Below are 21,851 nucleotides of genomic sequence, written 5' to 3'. Positions count from 1 at the left end.
GATGACCGAGACACCGATCAAGACCCGCCGCGAGGGCGCGATCCTCGAGGTCACGCTGGACCGCCCCAAGGCCAACGCCATCGATCTGGTGACCAGCCGGGTCATGGGCGAAGTGTTCCGCGACTTCCGGGACGATCCCGAACTTCGCGTGGCGATCCTGCGCGCGGCGGGAGACAGGTTTTTCTGCGCGGGCTGGGACCTGAAGGCCGCGAACGACGGCGATGCGGTGGATGGCGACTACGGCATCGGCGGCTTTGGTGGCTTGCAGGAGTTGCCACAGATGAACAAGCCGGTGATCTGTGCGGTCAACGGCATCTGTTGCGGCGGTGGTTTCGAGCTGGCGCTGTCCTGCGACCTGATCGTCGCCTCGGAGACCGCCAGTTTCGCGCTGCCCGAGATCAGGTCCGGGACGGTGGCGGATGCGGCCTCGATCAAGCTGCCGAAGCGCATTCCCTATCATGTGGCCATGGACATGCTGCTGACGGGTCGCTGGATCGACGCGGCGGAAGCCCACCGCTGGGGGCTTCTGCGGGAGGTCGTCGCGCCGGAGAAGCTGGAGGAGACCGTTTGGGAGCTTGCCCGGCTGATCGCCTCGGGCCCGCCGCTGGTTTATGCGGCGATCAAGGAAGTGGTTCGGGACGCGGAGGATTCCAAGTTCCAGGATGCGCTGAACCGGATCACGAAGCGGCAACTGGCGACGGTCGACCGTCTCTATTCGTCGGAGGATCAGCTTGAGGGCGCCCGGGCCTTTGCCGAAAAACGCGATCCTGTCTGGAAAGGGCGCTAGGCCTCTCTCAGAAGACGCTGAGGTCGGTGTCTTCGCCTTCGGTGAGTTTGGAAATGAGCGCGAGGAGCTGCTCGTGCTCTTTCTCGGTAAGTTTGGCGCGCATCAGGGCGTTGTTCTCGATTGCGAAGGGGACGCCCTGTTCTATCCTCTCCAACCCGGTGTCGGTCAGCGTGACCCGCGTTGTGCGCCGGTCTTTCCTGCCGGTTTCCCTTTTCAGCAACCCGTCCGCCTCCATGTATCGCAGGGCGCGCGAGGTCGCGGTGCGGTCGATGCCGATGAAGGCCGCGATATCGGAGGGCTGCCTCAAGTTCTCGACGCCGACCGCCAGCAGGACGCACCATGTGGTGCGGGTCAGTCCGAGGGTTTTCAGCGCGTCGTCCAGGCGTCTTTCCTGCAGACGCGCGGCAAGCGAGAGATTATATCCAAGCGAAGCATGAAGCCGGTAATTGCTCATCGGGGAACTTTCGGGAGCGGCGGTGCAAGTGTCAATGTGTTGAATGAGGGCAAGGCATGACAGAAGCGATCGTCTTCGACAAGGACGGAACGCTGTTCGATTTCCGGGCGACGTGGACAGCGTGGGCGGAGACGATGCTGGAAGAACTGGCGGCGGGGGATGCGGAGCTGCGGTCCGCGGCTGCCGAGGCCATGGGGTTCGTGCCGGGCGTCGGTTTCCTGCCGTCCAGCGTCGTGATCGCGGGCACCTCGGGCGAGGTCGGCGCGGCGCTGGCCGGCGCGACGAACCGGACAGCGCGAGAGCTGGAGGCACTGGCCAACAGGGTCGCGGAGGCAACGCCGCAAGTGGAGGTGCCGGGCCTGGTCGAGACGCTGGCGTTGCTGGCCGAGCGGCATCTTCTGGGTCTGGTGACCAATGACGGCGAGGCGGCGGCGCGAACACACCTGTCAGGCGTCGGGATCGCCCAGCATTTCACCTTCGTGGCGGGATACGATTCCGGCTACGGCGCCAAGCCCGCGCCCGGACCGCTACTGGCCTTCTCGAAAGCCACCGGTACGCGACCCGAAAGGACGCTGATGGTCGGGGACAGCCGACACGACCTGGCGGCGGGACGCGCTGCCGGAATGACGACCGTCGCTGTCCTGACCGGGGTGGCCGTGGCCGAAGATCTGGCGGACCTTGCCGACGCTGTTTTGCCGGACATTTCGCATCTGCCCGGCTGGATTGCCGCCAGAACCTGACCGAAAAGGACGGCATGCGACACAATTCGTCGGTTTTCAAACCGCGAATCCGTCTGTTCCGTCCAACACTGGGCTCAGGTCTCAAGGGAGGACGCCATGGCGGATGCCGCCACGAAAAAGCGCAGAACCGGAGGGCGTGCTGCCAACAAGGAACGCCGCTCGCGCGAGTTGTTCAAGCAGATGCCGTGGCGCGTGCCGCTCAATCCCGACCGCCCGACCGAGCCCTTGGACGAGGCCGGGGTCGAGGCGATCCACGATGGGGCGATGCGCATTCTGGAAGAGATCGGGATCGAGTTCCTGAACGACGAGGCGCAGGTCTTGTTCCGTGAAGCGGGCTGCAAGGTCGACGGCACGAACGTGAAGATGGACCGCGACTGGGTGATGGAGATGGTCGGCAAGGCGCCGGCCCATTTCACGCTGACGCCCCGCAATCCTGAACGCGAACTGACGATCGGCAAGGGCCATATCGTTTTCGGCAACGTGTCGTCGCCGCCGAACTACTACGATCTCGAACTGGGCCGGAAGGTCTCGGGCACACGGGAGCAGTGCCAGAACCTGCTGAAGCTGACCCAGCATTTCAACTGCATTCATTTCGCCGGCGGCTATCCGGTGGAGCCGGTGGACTTGCACCCTTCGGTGCGGCACCTTGACGTGCTCTATGACAAGCTGACGCTGACCGACAAGGTGATGCACGCCTACTCGCTCGGGAAGGAGCGGGTCGAGGACGTGATGGAGATGGTCAAGATCGCGGGCGGGCTGAGCGAGGAGGCGTTCCAGGCCAAGCCCTACATGTACACCAACATCAACTCGACCTCGCCCCTGAAGCACGACCAGCCGATGATCGACGGGTGTCTCCGCATGGTGCGGCGCGGGCAGGCCGTCGTGGTGACGCCCTTCACGCTGGCGGGCGCGATGGCGCCGGTGACGATGGCGGGCGCGGTAACGCTGTCGATCGCCGAGGCGCTCTCGGCCATCGCGCTGTTCCAGTACGTCGCGCCGGGATCGCCGGCGGTCATCGGCACGTTCACCTCGAACGTCGACATGAAGTCGGGCGCGCCCGCTTTCGGCACGCCGGAATACGTACGGGCCACGCAGATGACCGGCCAGATGGCGCGCTACTATGGTTTGCCAGTACGCTCCTCGGGCGTTTGCGCCGCAAACGTGCCCGACGGTCAGGCGATGTGGGAGACCTCGAACTCGCTATGGGCGGCCATGCAGTCGGGGACGAACATGGTTTATCACGCCGCGGGCTGGCTGGAGGGCGGGCTGATCGCGTGCCCGGAGAAGTTCATCATGGACTGCGAGGTGCTCCAGATGCTTCAGCGCTACATGGAGCCCGACGTCTGGGCGACCGGGCCCGAGGAGATCGCGCTGGACGCGATCCGCGAGGTTGGGGCGAATGGCCATTACTTTGGCATCCAGCACACGCAGGACCGCTACGAATCCGCCTTCTACCAGCCCTTCGTCAGCGATTGGCGCAACTTCGAAGCCTTCGCGCTGGACAACGGCGGTGTCTGGACCGCGACGCGCGCGCATGGGTTGTTCAAGGAGATCATCGCGAATTTCGAAGCGCCTCCGATGGACGAGGGTGTCCGCGAGGAACTGGCGGACTTTGTCGCGAGGAGAAAGGCCGAGGGCGGGGCACCGACGGATTTCTGATGATGGCACGGATGGGCAGACTCTCGACGCGTCGTTCCGCGCATGGCGTCGGAAAGCGCATGGACATGTGCAGGGCATGGACTCAGGTTGCGCTATGACGAACGGCAGCGCCTCCATCCCCTCCACCGACCGTATCCTTCCGGGTGTCGCGCTGATGCTGGGGTTTTGCCTGACTGCGCCTCTCCTCGATGTGGCGGCCAAGCTGGCATCCGAGACCGTTCCCGTGGGACAGGTCACGGCGGCGCGATTTGTCGTGCAATGCGTGCTGATGGCTCCGTTCGTCTGGATCATGGGCCTGTCATTGCATGTTCCCCGCTCCCATTGGCTGGCGCTGTTTTCCCGCGCGTTCCTGTTGTTCATCTCGACGTTCTGCTTCATCGCCGCGATCCGCGTGATGCCGCTTGCCGACGCTCTGGCGATCGTGTTCGTCGAGCCGTTCATCGTGCTGTTGGTTGGCAAATTCTATTTGGGCGAGGAGGTCGGCCCGCGCCGCGTGGGGGCGGCCATTGTCGGGTTCGTGGGCGTGCTGTTCGTGATCCAGCCGAGCTTCGCGGCCTTTGGCGCGGTGGCGCTGTTTCCGATCGGCACGGCGGTGGGTTTCGCGTTCTACATTCTCGTGACGCGGGGGCTGTCGCGCCAGGTTCATCCGGTGACCCTGCAATTCCACACGGGGCTGGTCGCCAGTCTTTTCTGTATTCCGGTGATGATCCTGGCCGAGGGGACAGGCTGGGACCTGCTCGATCCGGTCTGGCCCGAGGGTATTGCGTGGGTCTGGCTTCTGGGCGTCGGGTTTTTCGCTGCGGTGAGCCACATGATGATGACCTACGCGCTGTCTCTGGCGCCGTCGGCCACGCTGGCTCCGCTGCAATACCTCGAATTGCCGATGGCGACCCTGCTGGGATACCTTGTATTCCGCGACTTCCCGAACACGCTGACGCAAATCGGCATCGTCATCATAATCGGCGCGGGGCTTTACATGATACACCGCGAAAGAGTGACTGCGAGAAGGTTGGTCAGCGAGCGCGCAGCGCCGCCGTTCTGAGACGGCGGGGCCAATGCGGTACGCAGGTGCATGCGTTAGTGCGTTCCCGGCATCGCTGCTTTTCAGGCCTATGCTGTCGGTCTGTTGTCGCGACACGCGCGCCGCGCGCTCGTGTCGCTGTCTGCCTGTCGTGGCGAAGCGTCCGAAGACGCCGCGCTGTCAGGTGTCACGCGGCGGCTTTTTTCGAGCGCGCATAGCCCAGCGCGGCCATGGCCCCGATCAGGAGCAGACCGCTTGCAGGCAGCGGGACAGGCGAGGGTGGCTCTTGCTCGCCGGTCGCGCGGAGGACCCCGACAAGGTTCGCGACATTTTCCCGGCGCTCTTCGGTCCAGAAGTAATCGAAGAGCGATCCGCCGTATTCGAAGCCAGAGATGTCCATGTAATAGGATACTCCGCCGATCTCCACGGTGTCCGACCGCGCTTCGTTCAGCGTGGCTCCAACGCGGTCGGCGCAGCCTTTGAGGTTGACGCCCGTGTAGTTGTCGACGCCGTTCGCGCAGGTCTCGGCTTCGTTATGTGTCTCGAAGTGGTCGAAGACGAACACCGAAGTCACCGCCTCTGCCAGTCCTTCGAAGAAAAAGCTGACAGTCAGTTCGGCCTCGCGCAGAAGCGTGCCGCGGATCGGCTTGTTCAGATGAGTGAAGGCCCCGATCAGGAAGGACGCATCCGGAAAGACTTCCAGTGGAGTTTCGGCCGAGTCGAAGCGATAGCCGGACTGACCGTAGCCGGCAGACTCACCCCAGAGGAGTCGATCTGTCCCGACCCCCGAGACTACGGGATCGGAACCGCTCCAAGCGCCGTCGATCGTTGTGATTGTCGCCGCGGCGGCAAGTCCTGGACTTGCCAGCATGCACGCGGTCACTGCAAATCTGAAGAAACCATTGACCATTTTACCAGATACCGGTCACACCCGGCCCTAACTACAAAAACACTTACCAACGTTAACCCGACGAGACGAATGCGGAAAGGGCCTTGCGCCAAGATGACGCCTTTGTGTTGCCATTTTTTCGCCATCCTCAAGTCCATGTTATCTAATACAGAATCCATTCTGGCCAACGTATGGTTCGGCGGATGTGGACGCAGAAACGGAGTGTTTCCGATTTTTCCGGGTATCTGGAATGCAACTTGCGGCGACTTTTCCCAAGGGCCGCGTTGCGCAGACAAGGCGAGTCGGTGCAGGTTAAGGCGTTCATTTTTTGGAGTTTTTATTCATGATGAAAAAAGCGATCGGTGCGGCTGTCTTGAGTCTTGCCATTTCCAGCCCCGCGCTGGCGGGCGGAATGGCCGAGCCGTTGATGGAACCCGAGGTGATCGTCGAGGAATCCTCGGCCTCCTCTGGCGGGATCATCATTCCCCTTTTGCTGCTGGCGATCCTCGTCGCGGTGGCAAGCGGTTCTGGTAGTTCAACACCTCCGCCTGCAACCTTCTGATTCCAGCGCGGCATTTTCCGCGCCGGGGCGTCGCGGTCCTGACGGGCCGCGCGCAACATTTCCTAAACCGAAGCGATCCGGCCGCCGCCACGCTGGCTGACGGACTGTCGCCCTCCGACAGCCCAATGTCGCAAACTCTCTGGACACCCCTGTCCAGAGCCTCATAGGCTCCTCCCAAAATCACCGGGAGGCCGTCCATGAAATCGCATTATCGCGTCGTCGTCATCGGGGGAGGCGTCGTGGGCGCGTCCGTTCTGTACCATCTGGCAAAGATGGGCTGGTCGGACGTGGCGCTGATCGAGCGTTCGGTCCTGACGGCTGGATCCTCGTGGCATGCGGCGGGCGGTGTTCACACGCTGAACGCAGACCCGAACATCGCGGCGCTTCAGGCTTATACCATCGACCTTCTGCCCAAGATCGAGAAGGAAAGCGGCCAGAACATCGGGTTCCACATGACCGGCGGCCTGACCATGGCGGGCACGCCTGACCGCTGGGAATGGCTGCAATCTGCGTTCCGCGTCTACCAGTCGATCGGGATCGAGGACTGCCGTCTGGTGACGGTCGAGGAGGCCGTGGAACTGAACCCGATCATGTCGCCCGATGGTCTTCTGGGCGGTATGTGGGCCGACCGCGAGGGCTACATCGACACGACGGGCGTAGTCCATGCCTATGCCGGCGCGGCCAAGAAGAACGGCGCGACCGTGATCGAGCACAACCGCGTGCTGGAACTGAACCAGACGCTGCAGGGCTGGGACGTGGTGACCGAGAAGGGCACGATTTCCTGCGAGCACGTCGTCAACGCTGGCGGTCTCTGGGCAAAGCAGGTGGGCCGCATGGCGGGGATCGAACTGCCTGTCTCTCCGCTCAAGCACCATTACCTGGTGACTGAGTCGATCCCGGCGCTGGAGGCGCTGGACTTCGAGATCCCGATGACCGTCGATCTCGAGGGCTTCACTTATATGCGCCAGGATCAGAAAGGCGTTCTTCTGGGCATCTACGAGGTCAACCACGAGCATTGGGCGATGGACGGCGCGCCATGGGATTACGGGATGGAGCTGTTCCAGGAGCAGACCGACCGGATCGAGGACGAGCTGATCGCGGGCTTCCACCGCTATCCGGCTTTGCAGGAGGCAGGCGTCAAGACCTGGGTCAATGGCGCGTTCACCTTCAGCCCGGACGGCAACCCGCTGGTCGGCCCGGTCCCCGGTAAGCGCGGTTACTGGAGCGCCTGCGCGGTGATGGCGGGCTTCCTGCAAGGGGGCGGCGTGGGCAAGTCGCTGGCCGAGTGGATCATCGAGGGCGAGCCGCAAGCGGATGTCTACGGCATGGACGTCGCGCGCTACGGCGTCTGGGCCGAGAACAAGCAGTACATCAAGGAAACCACCGGCCAGTTCTATTCCCGCCGCTTCGTGATGACCTATCCCAACGAGCAGTTGCCTGCTGGCCGTCCCTTGAAAACAGCCCCGGCTTATCGGGACATGACCGAGGCCGGCGCGCTTTGGGGCCAGAGCTGGGACCTGGAGGTGCCGCTCTATTTTGCCGAGAAGGGGTTCAGGGAAACGCCTTCGCTCAAACGCTCCAACGCCTTCGATATCGTCGGGCGCGAATGCAAGGCGGTCAGGGAAGGCGTTGGCCTTCTCGATATCACCGGCTTCTCGCGCTACGAGGTCTCGGGGCCTAACGCCGAGGCGTGGCTGGACAAGATTATGTCCACCAGGCTGCCGAAACCGGGCCGCGCGCGGCTGGCGGTCATGCTCGGTCATGACGGGCGTCTGAAGGGAGACCTGACGCTCTTCAACTGGGGCGATGGCACCTGGTGGATCATGGGCAGCTACTATCTGCGCGGCTGGCACATGCGCTGGTTCAACGACCACCTGGAGGATGGCGTGACTGTCCGGGATCTGGGTGAGGATACCGCCGGGTTCTCACTGTCGGGGCCGAAATCGCGCGAGGTGATCGAGCGATTGACGGATGCACCGGTCGGCGATCTGCCCTTCATGGGCTGCGGCGATTTCGACATCGGGCTCTTCCGCTGCAGGGTGGGCCGGATGTCGGTGACCGGCGAACTCGGCTATGAAATCCACTGCCGGATGGGTGACCACGCCATGCTGCGCCAGCTGCTTCTGAAGGCGGGCGCGGCAAGCGGTATGATCGAATACGGCTACAACGCGCTTCTGTCGCTTCGGCTGGAGAAATCCTTCGGCATCTGGTCCAAGGAATTCACGCAAGGCTACACCCCCGGCATGACGGGAATGGACCGCTGGATCGACTGGTCGAAGTCAGGGTTCATAGGAGAGGTTCCCGCGCGCAAGGAGCGCGACGGCGGCGGACCGTCGAAACTGTTGGTCACGCTGGAGGTGGATGCCGCCGATGCCGACGCGGACGGCTACGAACCGGTCTGGTCGGGCGACCGCAAGGTCGGGTTCGTCACGTCGGGCGACTACGGTCACACGGTGGGCAAGTCGCTGGCCATGGCGCTTGTAGATCGCGATGTGGCCTCTGTGGGCAGCGAATTGACGACCCATATCGTTGGCGTCGCGCGCAAGGCAACGGTGATCGCGGCCTCGCCCTATGATCCGGACGGCAAGGCGATGAGGGGGTGACCGTTTCGGCTGATATCCTGCCCGGGAACGTCAAGGTCACCCGGCAGGACTGGCTGGATACGGCGAAGGCGCTGCTGGTCTCGGAGGGCATCGAGAGCGTGAAGATCCTTACGCTGGCGGGTTCGATGGGGGTCTCGCGTTCCAGTTTCTACTGGTATTTCAAGGACCGGGAGGAGCTTCTTCAGGCGCTTCTCGACGACTGGCTGTCGACCAACACCGGCGCCATCGTTTCCGCCGCAGGGTCGCCGGCTGAAACCATCACCGGCGGCGTCTGCAATGTCTTCAAGAGCTTCATCGATCCGCGCCGCTTCGACGTACGCCTCGATTTCGCGATCCGCGACTGGGCGCGCCGCGCGCCCGAGGTGCGACGCGTGCTGGATACCTCGGACAGCCAGCGCATCGCCGCTCTGGGCGGGATGTTCGCGCGCTTCGGCTATGGCGACGAAGAAAGCCTGATCCGGGCAAGAGTGCTTTACTACATGCAGATCGGCTATAACGATGCGGACCTGCAGGAGACGATGGCCGAACGCGCGCGGCTGATCCCGCATTACCTCCTGACCTTCACGGGACGGGAGGGCCGCGCGGACGAGATCGAAGAAATGCGCCGCTTCACACTGGCGCTGGAGGGGGAGACATGACGGCGACTGCCGATGCCATCATCATCGGAACCGGGGTCATCGGCACGGCGGTGGCCTATGAACTGGCGAAGGCCGGCTGGAAGACACTGTCGGTCGACCGCAACAGCCAGATCGGCCATGGTTCGACTGCAGGGTCCTGCGCGATCATCCGGATGCACTACTCGACCATGGACGGCACAGCTTTCGCCTGGGAGGGCTATCACTACTGGCGCGACTGGCGCGACTACCTGGGCGCAGGCGCAGAGGACCTTCTGGCAGAGTTCCGGCAATGCGGCTGCCTTGTCATGAGGACCGAGGCCAACGGGATGATGGCAAAGCACCTCGAGATGAGCCGCGCGCTGGATATCCCGATCGAGGAATGGGACGCCGACCGGATCCGGCAGCGTCTTCCGATCTATGCGCTGGACCGGTTCGGTCCGGCAAAACGCATGGACGACCCGGGCTTCGGAGAGCCGACCGGCGGTGAGATCGAAGGTGCGGTGTTCTGGCCGCTGGCCGGGTATGTGACAGACCCGGCGCTGTCCTCCCAGAACCTTGCGGCGGCGGCACGGCGGCACGGCGCAGACTTCAGGATGGGCGTTGAAGTCTCTGGAATCCTTCAGGAAGGCGGCCGTGTCAGCGGCGTGCGCCTGGCCTCGGGCGAGGTTCTTCACGCCCCTGTCGTGGTCAACGTCGCCGGGCCCGGATCGGCGCGCGTGAACGCGATGGCGGGCGTTCTGGACGACATGACGATCACCACGCGGCCACTCAGGCAGGAAGTCGTGCATGTGCCAGCGCCAGATGGATTCGACTTCGAGAAGAACGGCATGATCGTCTCGGATAGCGACATCGCCTGCTATTGCCGGCCCGAACACGGCAATCACATCCTGATCGGCTCGGAAGACCCCGAATGCGATCCGCATCACTGGGTCGAGGCCGACACCGGCTATGGCCGCGATTTCACCGATCAGTGGACGACACAGGCGATGCGCTATGGCCAGCGCGTGCCGAGCCTGGGCATTCCCAGCCGTATGCGGGGCGTGGTGGACCTCTACGATGCCTCGACCGACTGGATTCCGATCTATGACCGCTCGATGCTGGACGGGTTCTACATGGCCTGCGGCACCAGCGGGAACCAGTACAAGAACGCCCCCATCGCGGGCAAGCTGATGGCGGCGCTGATCGGCCATTGCGAGAACGGGGGCGATCACGATGCCGCTCCGTTGCAGTTCGAGCTGCCCTATATCGGGCGCACGGTGGATGCGGGCTTCTATTCGCGGAAGCGGAAAATCAACGCCGAATCCAGCTTCTCGGTGCTGGGATGAGCCGGATCGCCTCCATCGACGTTCGCCGGTTCGAGGTGCCGCTGGACGAAGTGCTGACCGACGCAAAGCACGGAGATCACACGCATTTCGAGCTGATCACCGCCACTGTGCGGCTGGAAGACGGCGCAGAGGGCACCGGTTATACCTATACCGGCGGCAAGGGCGGTCGTGCGATCGCCGCGATGATCGAACATGACCTCGCGCCGTTCCTGATCGGGCAGGAGTCGGGGGAGGTCGAGGCGCTGCATGATGCGATGCAGTGGCATGTGCATTACGTCGCCCGCGGCGGGATCGCGTCTTTCGCGATTTCGGCGGTGGATATCGCGCTCTGGGATCTGCGGTGCAAGGCGCTGGGCCAGCCGCTCTGGCAGGTGGCGGGAGGCGCTTCGGACCGGTGCCGGGCCTATGCGGGCGGGATCGACCTGAACTTCCCGCTGCCGAAGCTCCTCGACAGCATCCGGGGGTACCTGGACCGGGGCTTCAACGCCGTGAAGATCAAGATCGGCCAGCCGATGCTTGAGGAGGATGTCGAGCGGATCGCGGCGGTGCGCGAGATGATCGGGCCCGACGTGACGTTCATGGTCGATGCGAACTATTCGATGAGCGTGGATCAGGCGATCGACTGCGCGCGTGCGATCGCGCCCTATGATATCGCCTGGTTCGAAGAGCCAACGATTCCAGACGATTACAAGGGGTATGGCCGGATCGCCGACGCAACAGGCATGCCGCTGGCCATGGGCGAGAACCTGCATACCATCCACGAATTCGAATACGCCTTCGAGGACGCGCGCCTGTCCTATGTCCAGCCCGACGCTTCGAATTGCGGTGGCATCACCGGCTGGCTTCGGGTGGCCAGGATGGCCGACGGGCACGGCATCCCCGTGTGCAGCCACGGGATGCAGGAGCTGCACGTCAGCCTCGTGTCGTCGCAGCCGAACACGGGATGGTTGGAGGTGCATTCCTTCCCCATCGACCGCTACACGACCCGTCCTCTGGTAATGGAAAGGCACATGGCGGTTGCGCCGCATGTGCCCGGGATCGGCGTGACCTTCGACTGGGAGAAGCTGGAAGCGGTGGACGGTCAAAGGGCCGGGTAGGGCAGTCGGCAAGGCGTCTGCAAAACGTATGGCAAGCGTATGGCAGGTGTCGGCGCCGCAGCCGGCCGCGCATGTGGCCCTGCCGTTTTGAGGGTGGCGGTGCCGGCGCATTTCTGCATGCTGGCGGGCAAGAGCGACGCGCGCGTGCTCCGGTCGTGCGGAGATGCCATGCGGGTCTTCGGCGCAGCGTCCGCACATAGGGGAGGAAGACGGACAATGATGAAACGCTTGCTGATCACGGGGGCCAACGGAGGCCTTGGCTCGGTTTGCCGCCAGCGGCTGGGTCACCTTGCTGAAACGATCCGAATTTCGGCCCGGAAGGGGCTGGGCGAGGCGGGGCCGAACGAAGAGATCGTCTACTGCGATCTGGGCGACAAGGCCGCGGTCGAGGCTCTGGTCGAGGGATGCGACGGTATTGTGCACATGGGCGGCCAGGCGACGGAAGCTTCGTGGGAGACCATCCGCAACGCCAATATCGACGGCATGTTCCACCTTTACGAAGCCGCGCGGAAATCCAGCACGACGCCACGCATCATCTTCGCCAGTTCGAACCATGCGATCGGCTTTCACAAACAGACAGAGCGGCTGGATGCGAAGTCGCCGACGCGGCCCGACGGGCTTTATGGCGTGTCAAAGGTGTTCGGCGAGGCGCTGGCCAGCATGTACCACGACAAGTTCGGGATCGAGACCGCCTCGATCCGCATCGGTTCCTGCTTTCCCGAGCCGAAGGATCACCGGATGCTGTCTACATGGATGAGCCATGACGATTTCGTCCGCCTGATCGAGCGCATCTTCACGGTGCCGCGACTGGGGTGTCCGATCATCTATGGCGCATCGGCCAATGACGCCAGTTGGTGGGACAACCGCGAAGTGGCCTATCTTGGCTGGCGGCCCCAAGACAATTCCGAGGTATTTCGGGCAAAGCTCGACGCGGCAATGGAACCGCCGGCGGCGGACGCGCCGACGGCGGTCTACCAGGGCGGTGTCTTCACCGTGGACGGCATCCACGAGGAGTGACGCTTACCGGGGCGGCGGCCCGAGCGAGTCCCTTAGGCAGATTCGCGCCTCCAGTTCCAGCGTTTTGCCTGGGCTTCCTTTTTCGACCATGTCGACGAGTTCGCGGGCGGCGCTGGCACCCATTTCGCGGTGCGGCACGTGAACGGTTGTCAGGGCAGGGACGACGATGCGGGCCAACTCGATATCGTCGAAGCCGGTGATCGACACGTCGCGCGGAACGTCCAGTCCCATCAGCCGGGCCTGCCGGAGCGCACCCGCGGCCAGCACGTCGTTTCCGCAGAGAACCGCCGTGGGCCGCGGCGAGGCGGACATCAGTTTTTCGAACGCCGCGGACCCCGCATCAATCTCGTAGACCGTCTCGACGACGGCCAGCGTGTCGGGCGCGATGCCGGCGGCGGCCACGGCGTCGCGGATGCCGTAGAGACGCAGCCTTGCCCGGTCGTTATCGCTGGTCTCGGCGCTGATGACGCCAATGCGCGTATGCCCGAATTCCAGCACGCGTTCCGTCAGCGCGCGCATCGATCTCCGGTTGTCGAAGCCGATCGAAGGCAGGCCCGAGTCCGTGGCATGCGACCATGTCACCAGCGTGGGCACGCCCTGCGTTTCGAGAAAGCGGTAGATGGTCGGGTCCCTGTCGTGCCCGATCAGCATCAGGCCGTCCGCGCCGCGCGCGACCAGCGAGCGGATCTGTTCCTCCTCGATGTCCGCGCGATAGGACGAACTGGCGACCAGCAGCGTGTAGCCGTGGGCGCGCAACTCTTCCTGGAAGGCCTGGACGCCACGGGCGAAGATCGCGTTCTCCATCGTCGGGATGATCGCCCCGATGGTGTGCGTGCGCTTCGCGGCCAGAACCCGGCCGCCGAAATTCGGTGAATAGCCCAGTTCGCGCACCGCGTTCATCACGCGTGTCCGGGTGCTCTCGATCACGCGCTCTGGCGAATTCAGGCATCGCGATACTGTTGCGGTCGATACGCCGGCCAGTTGGGCGACATCGTTCAGGGTAGGGGCTGAGCGCTGGGTCATAATTTTTCTATCGTAATACCAGCACCTTGGTGCACGCCATTGAAACCGATGTGCAAGTATGCGCGCGAGAAAGCTCGATGTAAACGCTTGCATTGAGATTATGTAAGCGCTTACATCGGGGGTGAGAGCTGATTCTCACCGGGAGGACCGCAAGATGTGGTTGATCGCATCGATCCTGTTGTTTGCTGCTTTTGCCGCGAATGTCGCCATCGGAGCGTCCACCGGATCGCCCCTGCTGAGCGATGTGGGTGAGATGCTCGTTCTCTTTGCCGCGTCGGCGCTGTTCGTCGTGGCCATCCTCAAGAAAGAAGCCGACCGAAAGAAGAAAGAAGGCGGCTGACAGTCCAAAAGGGAGGAAATGTTTTGGACATCGAACGCAAGGAACTTGAATCGGCGGAGCGCCGCAATTTTCTGAAACTGGCCTCAACTGGCAGCTTCACGGCCGCACTGGTTGCGGGCGCGGGCGGTATGCTCTGGTCATCCGAGGCCGCGGCCCAGACCCAGCAGGAAGAGCGTGAGCGCGAGAAGGCAGCCGAGCACGTCATGACGGTTGCCACGGCCTATGTGCTCGGCGCGTCGCGCAGCTATCCGATCATGCAGCTGGACCTGAAGGAAAACATCCAGAACGCCACGAACGGCAAGGTCTATGTCAAGCTGGCTCCGGGCGGACAGCTGGGCGCAGGCGGGGCACTGGTGCAGAAGGTGCAGGGCGGCACGATTCAGGCTGCGCAGCATTCGCTGTCGAACTTCGCCCCCTTCGCTTCGACGGTCGACCTGATCAACATGCCGTATCTCTGCGGCTCGAACCAGCGCTTCACCAACCTCGTCAACTCGGACTTCTGGAACTCGGAAGTGCATCCGAAGGTCGAGGCGAACGGCTTCAAGGCGCTGTTCTATGTCAACATCGACCCGCGCGTCGTGGCGGTCCGCAAGGGCGGCAATGCCGTGATCACCCCGGCCGACCTGTCGGGCGTCAAGTTCCGCGTTCCGGGCTCGAAGATGCTGCAGCAGTACTACAGGATGGTCGGGGCGAACCCGACGCCGGTGGCATGGGGCGAAACCCCGTCGGCGATCAAGCAGGGCGTGGCCGATGCGCTCGATCCGTCAGTCGGTGCGCTCTATGTCTTTGGTTTCAAGGACATTCTCAGCCACGTCACCTTCACCCAGGCGGTGCCGGATTCGCAGGTCTACTCCTGCAACCTCGAATGGTTCAACAGCCTGCCGGGCGATGTGCAGGAGGGCGTGATGTGGGGCTCGGAGATGACCGCGCACATGAACATCTCCAAGGTTCCGTCGGCACGCGCCTACGCGATGTCCGAACTGGTCAAGGCCGGTGTGGAATTCCACTCTCTGAGCGACGACCAGCTTGCCGAATGGCAGGCGGCCGGTGGCTACCAGCGCTCCGAATGGGACGAGTTCAAGATCGAGCTGGCCGGCTCGCTCGACAACTTCGCCAAGATGGAAGAGGCCGCAGGCACCCAGGGCAAGTACTACGTCCACGACGCCTAAGGTCCGTAACCTTCCGCGGACCTGTCCGGAGGCGGCGTCGCCTCCGGACACCCTGACCCCTTTCACCGAACAAGGGTTCCCCTGATGAATTTCCTACGCCGACTTGACCGCGACGCCGAGCGCTGGGCGCTTCTGGTTTTCTACGTGATGCTGGTGATCACGATGGCCATCGAGGTGCTGCGCCGCGAAATCTTCGCCTATTCCTCGATCTGGGGCGAAGAGATCGTGCGCTACTCGTTCATCTACCTTGCGTGGATCGGCGCGGCGGCGGCCGTGAAGGAGCGGGCGCACATCCGGATCGACGTCATCATCCATTACATGGGTCCGCGCATGAAGGCGCTGATCTACATCTTCGGCGATCTGGTGATGCTCGTCGTGGCGCTGATCGCGCTCTACTGGTCGTTCGAGACAGTCCATGTCTCGTGGAAGTTCGGCTCGGTCAGCCACGGCCTTCGGATCTCGATGGTCTGGTTCCTGATGGCGGTGCCCGCAGGCTTCGCCCTGATGACCTGGCGGCTTTTCCAGTCGCTCAACCGCGACATCCGCAGCCTTCGCGACGGCACGCCCGTCTACGAAGGCGACAAGCTGTTCGACTAAGGGGCTGGCCAGATGCTTTGGAATCAACTCAATCAGACGGTCGAACTGGGCTGGGACTTCTATCTGCCCGTGATCCTCTTTGTCGGCCTGATCGCCATGGCCGTGCCGGTCTGGGCCGCGATTGGCGCGGCGGCGATCCTGATGCTGGTCATGTCGGGCGACATGCCCTTGTCGGCGGTGGGCGAGAGCCTGTTTACCGGCATCGACGCGTTCGCGCTGACCGCCGTTCCGCTGTTCATCCTGACCGGCGACGTGCTGGTCCGCACCGGGCTCAGTCGAAAGTTCCTCGATGTCGCCGAGGCGCTGACCCAGTTCGCCAAGGGCGGGTTCGGATCGGCGACCGTGCTGGTCTGCGGCATGTTCGCCGCGATCTCGGGCTCGGATGCCGCCGGTGCGGCAGCCGTCGGCCGAATGACAATCGCGCGACTGGTCGAGTCGGGCTATCCGCGCCCCTATGCCTGCGCGCTGGTCGCGGCGGGGGCCTGCACCGGCATCCTGATCCCGCCGTCCATCGCCTATATCATCATTGGCCTCGTCCTCGGCATATCGGCCTCGACCCTGTTCCTGGCGGCGCTGATCCCGGGCCTGTGCATCCTCGTCTCGATCCTTGTCACCAATATCGTCGTCAACCGCATCCACGGCTACGAGGGCGGCGGCAACATCTCGATGGGCGAGTATTTCTCGCGGCTGGGCGCCTCGCTGAAATCGGGCTGGTACGCGTTCATCGTGCCGGGGATCATCTTCTACGGCATCTTCTCGGGCCGCCTGACACCCACCGAGGCCGGAGCGACCGCCGTTGTCGTGACTATCATCATGGGCTTCATCCTGCGCACTCTGACGCTGGCCGATTTCCCGGCCATGCTGCTCAGCTCGGCCAAGGTGAACGGGGTGATCCTTCCGATCATCGCCTTCTCGGCGCCGCTCGCCGAGGCGCTGGCGATCATGGGCGTGCCGCAGGGCTTCGTCGCCTCGATCACATCGATCACGGACGAACCCTGGCTCTTGATCCTTCTGATGATCGGAATCCTGATCGCAGCGGGCTGCGTCATGGAGACGACGCCCAACATCGTGATCCTCGCGCCGATCCTGAAGCCCCTCGCGGACAATATCGGGATGAACGAGATCCAGTTCTGCATCATGATGATCACGGCCCTCGGTGTGGGCTTCATCACGCCACCCCTTGGGTTGAACCTTTTCGTGGTCTCCGGCATCACAGGAGAATCGATCCTGAAGATCGCCGCCCGTGCCGTACCCTTTGTTTTCTTCATGCTGATTGTCGTTCTGATGATTGCCTACATCCCGGCAATATCGACGACACTTCTGCCCGATATCTACAAATAGGACGCCCTTACCATGGCTCGTGAGTATCTCAAAAAAGCAACGCTGACCTCGACTTCCGACGCATCGGACGTGCATGACATCGTGCAGGGCATCCTGTCGGATATCGAGGCCGGTGGTGACGCGGCGGCGCTTGATTATGCCAAGCGCTTCGACAAATACGAAGGCAGCATCCTGTTGAGCGAGGCCGAGATCGAGGCGGCCATCGCGCAGGTGCCCGAACGGTTGAAGGCGGATATCCGGTTCAGCCATGACAATGTCCGCCGCTTCGCCGAGGCCCAGAAGGGCACGGTGTCGGATTTCGAGACCGAGATCGTGCCGGGACTGATCGCCGGCCAGAAGGCAATTCCGGTAAATGCCGCGGGGTGCTATATTCCCGGAGGACGCTATAGTCATATCGCAAGTGCGATCATGACCGTCACCACGGCCAAGGTGGCCGGCTGTCGGAACATCATCGCATGCTCGCCGCCGCGCCCGGGGATGGGCATCGCACCGGCAATTGTATACGCCGCGCATCTTTGCGGCGCGGACCGTATCCTTGCCATGGGCGGTGTACAGGGCGTGGCGGCGATGACCTTCGGTCTTTTCGGTCTGCCCAAGGCCAACATCCTTGTCGGCCCCGGCAACCAGTTCGTCGCCGAGGCCAAGCGCATCCTTTTCGGCCGCGTCGGGATCGACATGATCGCCGGGCCCACCGACAGCCTGATCCTGGCGGACAAGACCGCCGATCCGTTCATCGTGGCGACCGATCTCGTCAGCCAGGCCGAGCATGGCTACAACTCTCCCGTCTGGCTGGTTACCGACAACCGCGCCCTTGCCGAGAAAGTGATGGAGCTGGTGCCCGGCCTGATCGAGGATCTGCCCGAGATGAACCGCGACAACGCGCGCGCCGCGTGGCGCGACTATGCCGAGGTGATCCTTTGCGCCGACCGCGAGGAGATGGCAGCCTGTTCCGACGAGTACGCGCCCGAGCACCTGACGGTGCAGGCCGAGGACCTCGATTGGTGGCTGAACCGGTTGACGTGCTACGGCTCGCTTTTCCTGGGCGAGGAGACCACCGTGTCCTATGGCGACAAGGCGTCGGGCACGAATCACGTTCTGCCGACCAGCGGCGCGGCCAGCTACACGGGCGGTCTGTCGGTCCACAAGTACATGAAGATCGTCACATGGCAGCGAGCCACCCGCGAAGGAGCCAAGCCCGTGGCCGAGGCCACGGCGCGCATCTCCCGTCTCGAAGGCATGGAGGGGCACGCCCGCGCGGCCGACGTGCGTCTGGCCAAATACTTCCCCGACGAAGAGTTCGATCTGACCGCAAATGGCTGACTCGCGCCACCTGTTCGATCTGACCGGCCGCATCGCCTGCGTGACCGGGGCCAGTTCCGGTCTCGGCCGGCGCGCGGCCACCGTTCTGGCGGCTGCCGGCGCGCAGGTGGTGGGCGTGGCCCGCCGCCGCGAGGCGCTGGAGAACTGGCAGGAAGAGGCAGGCGGGAATGCAGCCTTCGTCGTGGCGGACGTCGCCGACCGCGACGGTATCCCGGCACTGGCCGAGGCCGTTGCGCGGCCCTTCGGCGCGCCGGATATCGTGGTTCACGCCGCCGGGATCAACACCCGGCAGGCCGCCGACGACGTGACGCCGGACGGCTGGGACAGGACCATCGCGCTTAATCTCTCGGCGCCGTTCTTCCTGTCGCAGGCGCTGATTCCGGAAATGAAAACAAGGGGCTGGGGGCGGATCGTCAACTTCGCCTCGCTTCAGACGACGCGCGCCTTTCCCGGAGGCGTTGCTTACGGAGCATCGAAGGCCGGTATCGGCCAACTGACCCGGGCCATGGCCGAGGCGTGGTCTCCGAAGGGGATCACCGCCAACGCCATCGGCCCGGGCTTCTTCAAGACAGAACTCACCGAAGCCGTCTTCGCCGACCCTGAGCGCGCCGAGCGCAATGCGCGCCAGACCTGCATCGGACGGAACGGCCGGCTGGAGGATATCGACGGCCCGTTGCTCTTCCTCTGCTCCGAGGCTTCTGCCTATGTTACGGGGCAAATTCTGATGGTCGATGGGGGGTTCACCGCGAAATGAAGGCTCTGGTCTATGACGGCGTCGAAAAACTGGGCTTCCGCGACGTGCCTGAGCCGGTCCAGCGGCCGGGCGAGCACCTGATCAAGGTGGATGCGGTCGGCATCTGCGGGTCCGACATGCACGCCTATCTCGGTCACGACAATCGCCGTCCCGCGCCGCTGATCCTTGGCCATGAGGCCGCGGGAGTGATCGTGGGCGGGCTGCGCGACGGCGAGCGCGTCACGGTCAATCCGCTGGTGACCTGCGGCACCTGTCCGGCCTGTCTTGCGAAGCGCGAGAACCTGTGCCCGACGCGCCAGATCATCTCGATGCCGCCTCGCGAAGGCGCATTCGCCCAGTACATTTCGATGCCCGAGGTCAACCTTGTCAGCGTGCCGGACGATGTGCCGCTCACCAAGGCCGCGCTGGCCGAACCGCTGGCCGTTGGCTGGCACGCCTGCCGGCTGGGACTGGCGGCACTGCACGAAGCGGTGATGCCCCGCGCCCTGATCCTTGGCGGCGGAGCGATCGGGCTGGCCTCGGCACTGTCGCTTCGCGCGATGGGTGTGAAGGACATCACCATCGCCGAGACCAACGACGCCCGCCGCGCCTTCCTGGCCGATCACTGCGGCGAGCAGGTGACAGCACGGGCCGAAGGGGTCTATCCTCTCGTGGTCGATGCCGTCGGCTATGCCGGGACGCGCGCAATCGCATCGGCTCATGCCGAACCGGGTGGGGTAATCGTTCACATCGGGCTTGGCGAGGATACGGGCGGTCTGGACGTGCGCCGCATGACGCTTCAGGAGATCACGTTCATCGGCACGTATGCCTATGATGCCAAGGACTTCCGGGACACGGCTCAGGCGATCTTCGAGGGGCGGCTGGGTGAACTGAACTGGACCGAGATGCGCGCGCTGGATCAAGGCGCCACGGCTTTCGCCGATCTCCGGGGCGGGCGCGTAGCGTCACCCAAGATCGTGCTTCGGCCGTGGGGCGAAACGGAAGACTGACTGGGATGAAGGAGTAGAACGGTGTACCGGAAAATCCTTGTGCCGATGGCACTCGATCACGGAATTTCGCCCGAGACGCTTGAGATTGCGCAGGCGCTGAAGGCGGAGGGTGGTGAAATCATCGCCCTTCACGTTTATGAGGCACCTCCGAGTTCGGTGGGCGCCTATCTCGACGAAGAGGTCGTGCGTTCCGCCTTCGAGGCTGCGCGTGCGAAACTGCACGAGAAACTTGAAGGTATCGAGGGCGTGACGCCAGTCCTTCTGAAAGGGCACAGCGCCCGGACGATCATCGATTATGCGGACGAGAACGGCGTGGACTGCATCGTCATGGGCTCGCACCGACCGGGGCTTCGCGATTACTTCCTCGGATCCACTGCGGCGCGCGTGGTGCGGCATGCCACCTGTGCGGTGCATGTGCAGCGGACCCGGGACTAACCAGGACCAAGGTAACCGCCCGGATCGCCGGGCAAGACAGGAAAACGGAAATAGATGAGTATTGATAAAAGGATAGTGGATGACCTTGTGGCGAACGACATCTCGTTCGTCACCACGGTGCCCTGCAAGCAGCTGGCCGGCGTGATCGACGAGATCGACCGCCACCCGGACATCTTTCACATCCCCTCGAACAAGGAAGACGAGGGTATGGGCCTTTGCGCCGGCGCCTGGATGGGGGGCAAGCGCCCCGCGATCATCATGCAGAACACCGCTATCGGCGTGACGATCAACACCCTGGCGACGCTGATCCAGTACTACCGGATGCCGCTGCCGATGATCATCTCCTACCGGGGCGAATTGCGCGAGCCGGTGGCTTGCCAGGTCGAAATGGCGGTGCACACCAAGGCGCTGCTGGCCCAGTTGAACATCCCCACCTACCACTTCCACTGGAAGAAGGATGTCGAGGAGCTGGATAACATCCTGAAATACACCTTCATGTGCAACAAACCGGTCGCGATCCTGACTGACGCGAACTTCTGGGGAGGCTACGGCGACCAATGATCCGTTCTGAAATCCTGAAAGAAATCGCACCGATCATCCGCGACCATCTTGTTGTCTGCAACATCGGCATTCCCAGCCAGGAACTGCACGCCATCGATGACCAGCCCACGAATTTCTACATGCTGGGCACGATGGGGCTGGCCTCGTCCATCGGTCTTGGCCTCGCGCTGGCGCAGCCCAAGCCCGTGATCGTCATCGACGGCGACGGTTCGGTCCTGACCAACCTCGGAACGCTTCCGACCATCGCCAACAACGTGGCCGACAATTACATCCTGATGATCATCGACAACGGCTCCTACGGCTCGACGGGCGACCAGCCGACCTATACCGGCAAGAAGACCTCGCTGGCTGGCATGGCGCGCGCGGCGGGCTGCGAGAACGTGGTCGAGGTCATGGATGTCGACACGCCCGAGGCGCTGGAGAAGGCGCTTGCCGAGGGCAAGATGACCGTCATGATCGTCAAGTGCGAAAGCGGCAATGCCAAGATGCCGGTCATCACCATGGACCCTGTCGTCATCAAGGACCGCTTCATGAAGGCCGTCCAGGCCTGA

At 63.5% G+C, this 21,851-nt stretch carries 23 protein-coding genes; 20 read left to right on the top strand and 3 right to left on the bottom strand.

Features of this window, described 5'->3' with window-relative positions; translation table 11 throughout:
• The first annotated feature begins 1 nt into the window (after position 1).
• A complete protein-coding gene (locus tag ACKLNI_RS16350; RefSeq protein ID WP_413720160.1) occupies positions 2-787 on the top strand; it encodes a carnitinyl-CoA dehydratase in 786 nt (261 codons plus the stop codon).
• Positions 788-794: 7 nt separating this feature from the next.
• Here the strand turns inward: ACKLNI_RS16350 and ACKLNI_RS16345 are convergent, their stop codons facing one another.
• Entirely contained in the window at positions 795-1,241 is a 447-nt protein-coding gene (locus ACKLNI_RS16345) for a MarR family winged helix-turn-helix transcriptional regulator (protein WP_413720159.1), read from the bottom strand.
• 56 nt (positions 1,242-1,297) lie between these two features.
• On the opposite strand from ACKLNI_RS16345, the gene ACKLNI_RS16340 reads away from it, so the two are divergent.
• The 3 genes from ACKLNI_RS16340 to ACKLNI_RS16330 all read left to right on the top strand — a co-directional run bounded on the left by ACKLNI_RS16340 (position 1,298) and on the right by ACKLNI_RS16330 (position 4,682).
• On the top strand, positions 1,298-1,981 hold the full coding sequence (locus tag ACKLNI_RS16340) for an HAD family hydrolase (protein ID WP_413720158.1): 684 nt from the start codon (positions 1,298-1,300) through the stop codon (positions 1,979-1,981).
• A 96-nt stretch (positions 1,982-2,077) separates the two neighbouring features.
• Entirely contained in the window at positions 2,078-3,640 is a 1,563-nt protein-coding gene (locus ACKLNI_RS16335) for a trimethylamine methyltransferase family protein (RefSeq protein ID WP_413720157.1), read from the top strand.
• A gap of 94 nt (positions 3,641-3,734) precedes the next feature.
• The gene (locus tag ACKLNI_RS16330) at positions 3,735-4,682 is read left to right on the top strand and encodes a DMT family transporter (RefSeq protein ID WP_413720156.1); all 948 of its coding nucleotides are present in this window, start codon (positions 3,735-3,737) and stop codon (positions 4,680-4,682) included.
• Positions 4,683-4,848: 166 nt separating this feature from the next.
• On the opposite strand, the gene ACKLNI_RS16325 is transcribed toward ACKLNI_RS16330, so the two are convergent.
• Positions 4,849-5,532, bottom strand: a complete 684-nt coding sequence (locus ACKLNI_RS16325; protein ID WP_413720155.1) for a choice-of-anchor K domain-containing protein — start codon at positions 5,530-5,532, stop codon at positions 4,849-4,851.
• 361 nt (positions 5,533-5,893) lie between these two features.
• On the opposite strand from ACKLNI_RS16325, the gene ACKLNI_RS16320 reads away from it, so the two are divergent.
• The 6 genes from ACKLNI_RS16320 (at position 5,894) to ACKLNI_RS16295 (ending at position 12,771) form a co-directional block, all read left to right on the top strand.
• On the top strand, positions 5,894-6,112 hold the full coding sequence (locus ACKLNI_RS16320) for a hypothetical protein (RefSeq protein ID WP_413720154.1): 219 nt from the start codon (positions 5,894-5,896) through the stop codon (positions 6,110-6,112).
• Between the two features lie 197 nt (positions 6,113-6,309).
• Positions 6,310-8,715, top strand: a complete 2,406-nt coding sequence (locus tag ACKLNI_RS16315) for a GcvT family protein (protein WP_413720153.1) — start codon at positions 6,310-6,312, stop codon at positions 8,713-8,715.
• Complete coding sequence (locus tag ACKLNI_RS16310) at positions 8,712-9,353, top strand: TetR/AcrR family transcriptional regulator (RefSeq protein WP_413720152.1); 642 nt, start codon at positions 8,712-8,714, stop codon at positions 9,351-9,353. Before ACKLNI_RS16315 ends, ACKLNI_RS16310 begins: the two co-directional genes overlap by 4 nt.
• On the top strand, positions 9,350-10,657 hold the full coding sequence (locus ACKLNI_RS16305; RefSeq protein ID WP_413720151.1) for an NAD(P)/FAD-dependent oxidoreductase: 1,308 nt from the start codon (positions 9,350-9,352) through the stop codon (positions 10,655-10,657). Before ACKLNI_RS16310 ends, ACKLNI_RS16305 begins: the two co-directional genes overlap by 4 nt.
• Positions 10,654-11,754 (top strand): mandelate racemase/muconate lactonizing enzyme family protein, encoded by a 1,101-nt coding sequence (locus tag ACKLNI_RS16300; RefSeq protein ID WP_413720150.1) that lies wholly within the window; start codon positions 10,654-10,656, stop codon positions 11,752-11,754. The genes ACKLNI_RS16305 and ACKLNI_RS16300 overlap by 4 nt, the downstream gene beginning before the upstream one ends.
• A 216-nt stretch (positions 11,755-11,970) precedes the next feature.
• Complete coding sequence (locus ACKLNI_RS16295) at positions 11,971-12,771, top strand: NAD-dependent epimerase/dehydratase family protein (protein WP_413720149.1); 801 nt, start codon at positions 11,971-11,973, stop codon at positions 12,769-12,771.
• 3 nt (positions 12,772-12,774) lie between these two features.
• Here the strand turns inward: ACKLNI_RS16295 and ACKLNI_RS16290 are convergent, their stop codons facing one another.
• The gene (locus tag ACKLNI_RS16290; protein ID WP_413720148.1) at positions 12,775-13,794 is read right to left on the bottom strand and encodes a LacI family DNA-binding transcriptional regulator; all 1,020 of its coding nucleotides are present in this window, start codon (positions 13,792-13,794) and stop codon (positions 12,775-12,777) included.
• Between the two features lie 154 nt (positions 13,795-13,948).
• Here ACKLNI_RS16290 and ACKLNI_RS16285 point away from each other — a divergent pair, with 154 nt between their 5' ends.
• From ACKLNI_RS16285 to comE, 10 genes are all read left to right on the top strand, one after another.
• A complete protein-coding gene (locus tag ACKLNI_RS16285; protein ID WP_413720147.1) occupies positions 13,949-14,134 on the top strand; it encodes a hypothetical protein in 186 nt (61 codons plus the stop codon).
• 23 nt (positions 14,135-14,157) lie between these two features.
• Positions 14,158-15,303 carry a TRAP transporter substrate-binding protein gene (locus tag ACKLNI_RS16280; protein ID WP_413720146.1) on the top strand — a complete coding sequence of 382 codons (1,146 nt, stop codon included), beginning with the start codon at positions 14,158-14,160 and terminating at the stop codon, positions 15,301-15,303.
• An 84-nt stretch (positions 15,304-15,387) separates the two neighbouring features.
• Complete coding sequence (locus tag ACKLNI_RS16275; protein WP_413720145.1) at positions 15,388-15,900, top strand: TRAP transporter small permease; 513 nt, start codon at positions 15,388-15,390, stop codon at positions 15,898-15,900.
• 12 nt (positions 15,901-15,912) lie between these two features.
• Positions 15,913-17,241 carry a TRAP transporter large permease gene (locus ACKLNI_RS16270; RefSeq protein WP_413720144.1) on the top strand — a complete coding sequence of 443 codons (1,329 nt, stop codon included), beginning with the start codon at positions 15,913-15,915 and terminating at the stop codon, positions 17,239-17,241.
• A 12-nt stretch (positions 17,242-17,253) separates the two neighbouring features.
• Positions 17,254-18,561, top strand: a complete 1,308-nt coding sequence (gene hisD / locus ACKLNI_RS16265) for a histidinol dehydrogenase (RefSeq protein ID WP_413720143.1) — start codon at positions 17,254-17,256, stop codon at positions 18,559-18,561.
• The gene (locus ACKLNI_RS16260) at positions 18,554-19,315 is read left to right on the top strand and encodes an SDR family NAD(P)-dependent oxidoreductase (RefSeq protein WP_413720142.1); all 762 of its coding nucleotides are present in this window, start codon (positions 18,554-18,556) and stop codon (positions 19,313-19,315) included. The genes hisD and ACKLNI_RS16260 overlap by 8 nt, the downstream gene beginning before the upstream one ends.
• A complete protein-coding gene (locus ACKLNI_RS16255) occupies positions 19,312-20,304 on the top strand; it encodes a zinc-dependent alcohol dehydrogenase (RefSeq protein ID WP_413720141.1) in 993 nt (330 codons plus the stop codon). Before ACKLNI_RS16260 ends, ACKLNI_RS16255 begins: the two co-directional genes overlap by 4 nt.
• 21 nt (positions 20,305-20,325) lie before the next feature.
• Positions 20,326-20,739, top strand: coding sequence for a universal stress protein (locus ACKLNI_RS16250; RefSeq protein ID WP_413720140.1), 414 nt, complete (start codon positions 20,326-20,328; stop codon positions 20,737-20,739).
• 54 nt (positions 20,740-20,793) lie between these two features.
• Entirely contained in the window at positions 20,794-21,300 is a 507-nt protein-coding gene (comD, locus tag ACKLNI_RS16245; protein WP_413720139.1) for a sulfopyruvate decarboxylase subunit alpha, read from the top strand.
• The gene (gene comE, locus ACKLNI_RS16240) at positions 21,297-21,851 is read left to right on the top strand and encodes a sulfopyruvate decarboxylase subunit beta (RefSeq protein WP_413720138.1); all 555 of its coding nucleotides are present in this window, start codon (positions 21,297-21,299) and stop codon (positions 21,849-21,851) included. Before comD ends, comE begins: the two co-directional genes overlap by 4 nt.

The organism is Silicimonas lutimaris, assembly GCF_047314965.1.
Classification (GTDB): Bacteria; Pseudomonadota; Alphaproteobacteria; order Rhodobacterales; family Rhodobacteraceae; genus JAVJUV01.
The sequence above is the reverse complement of the archived record's forward strand: the minus strand, read 5'-3'. Positions and strand labels throughout refer to the sequence as shown.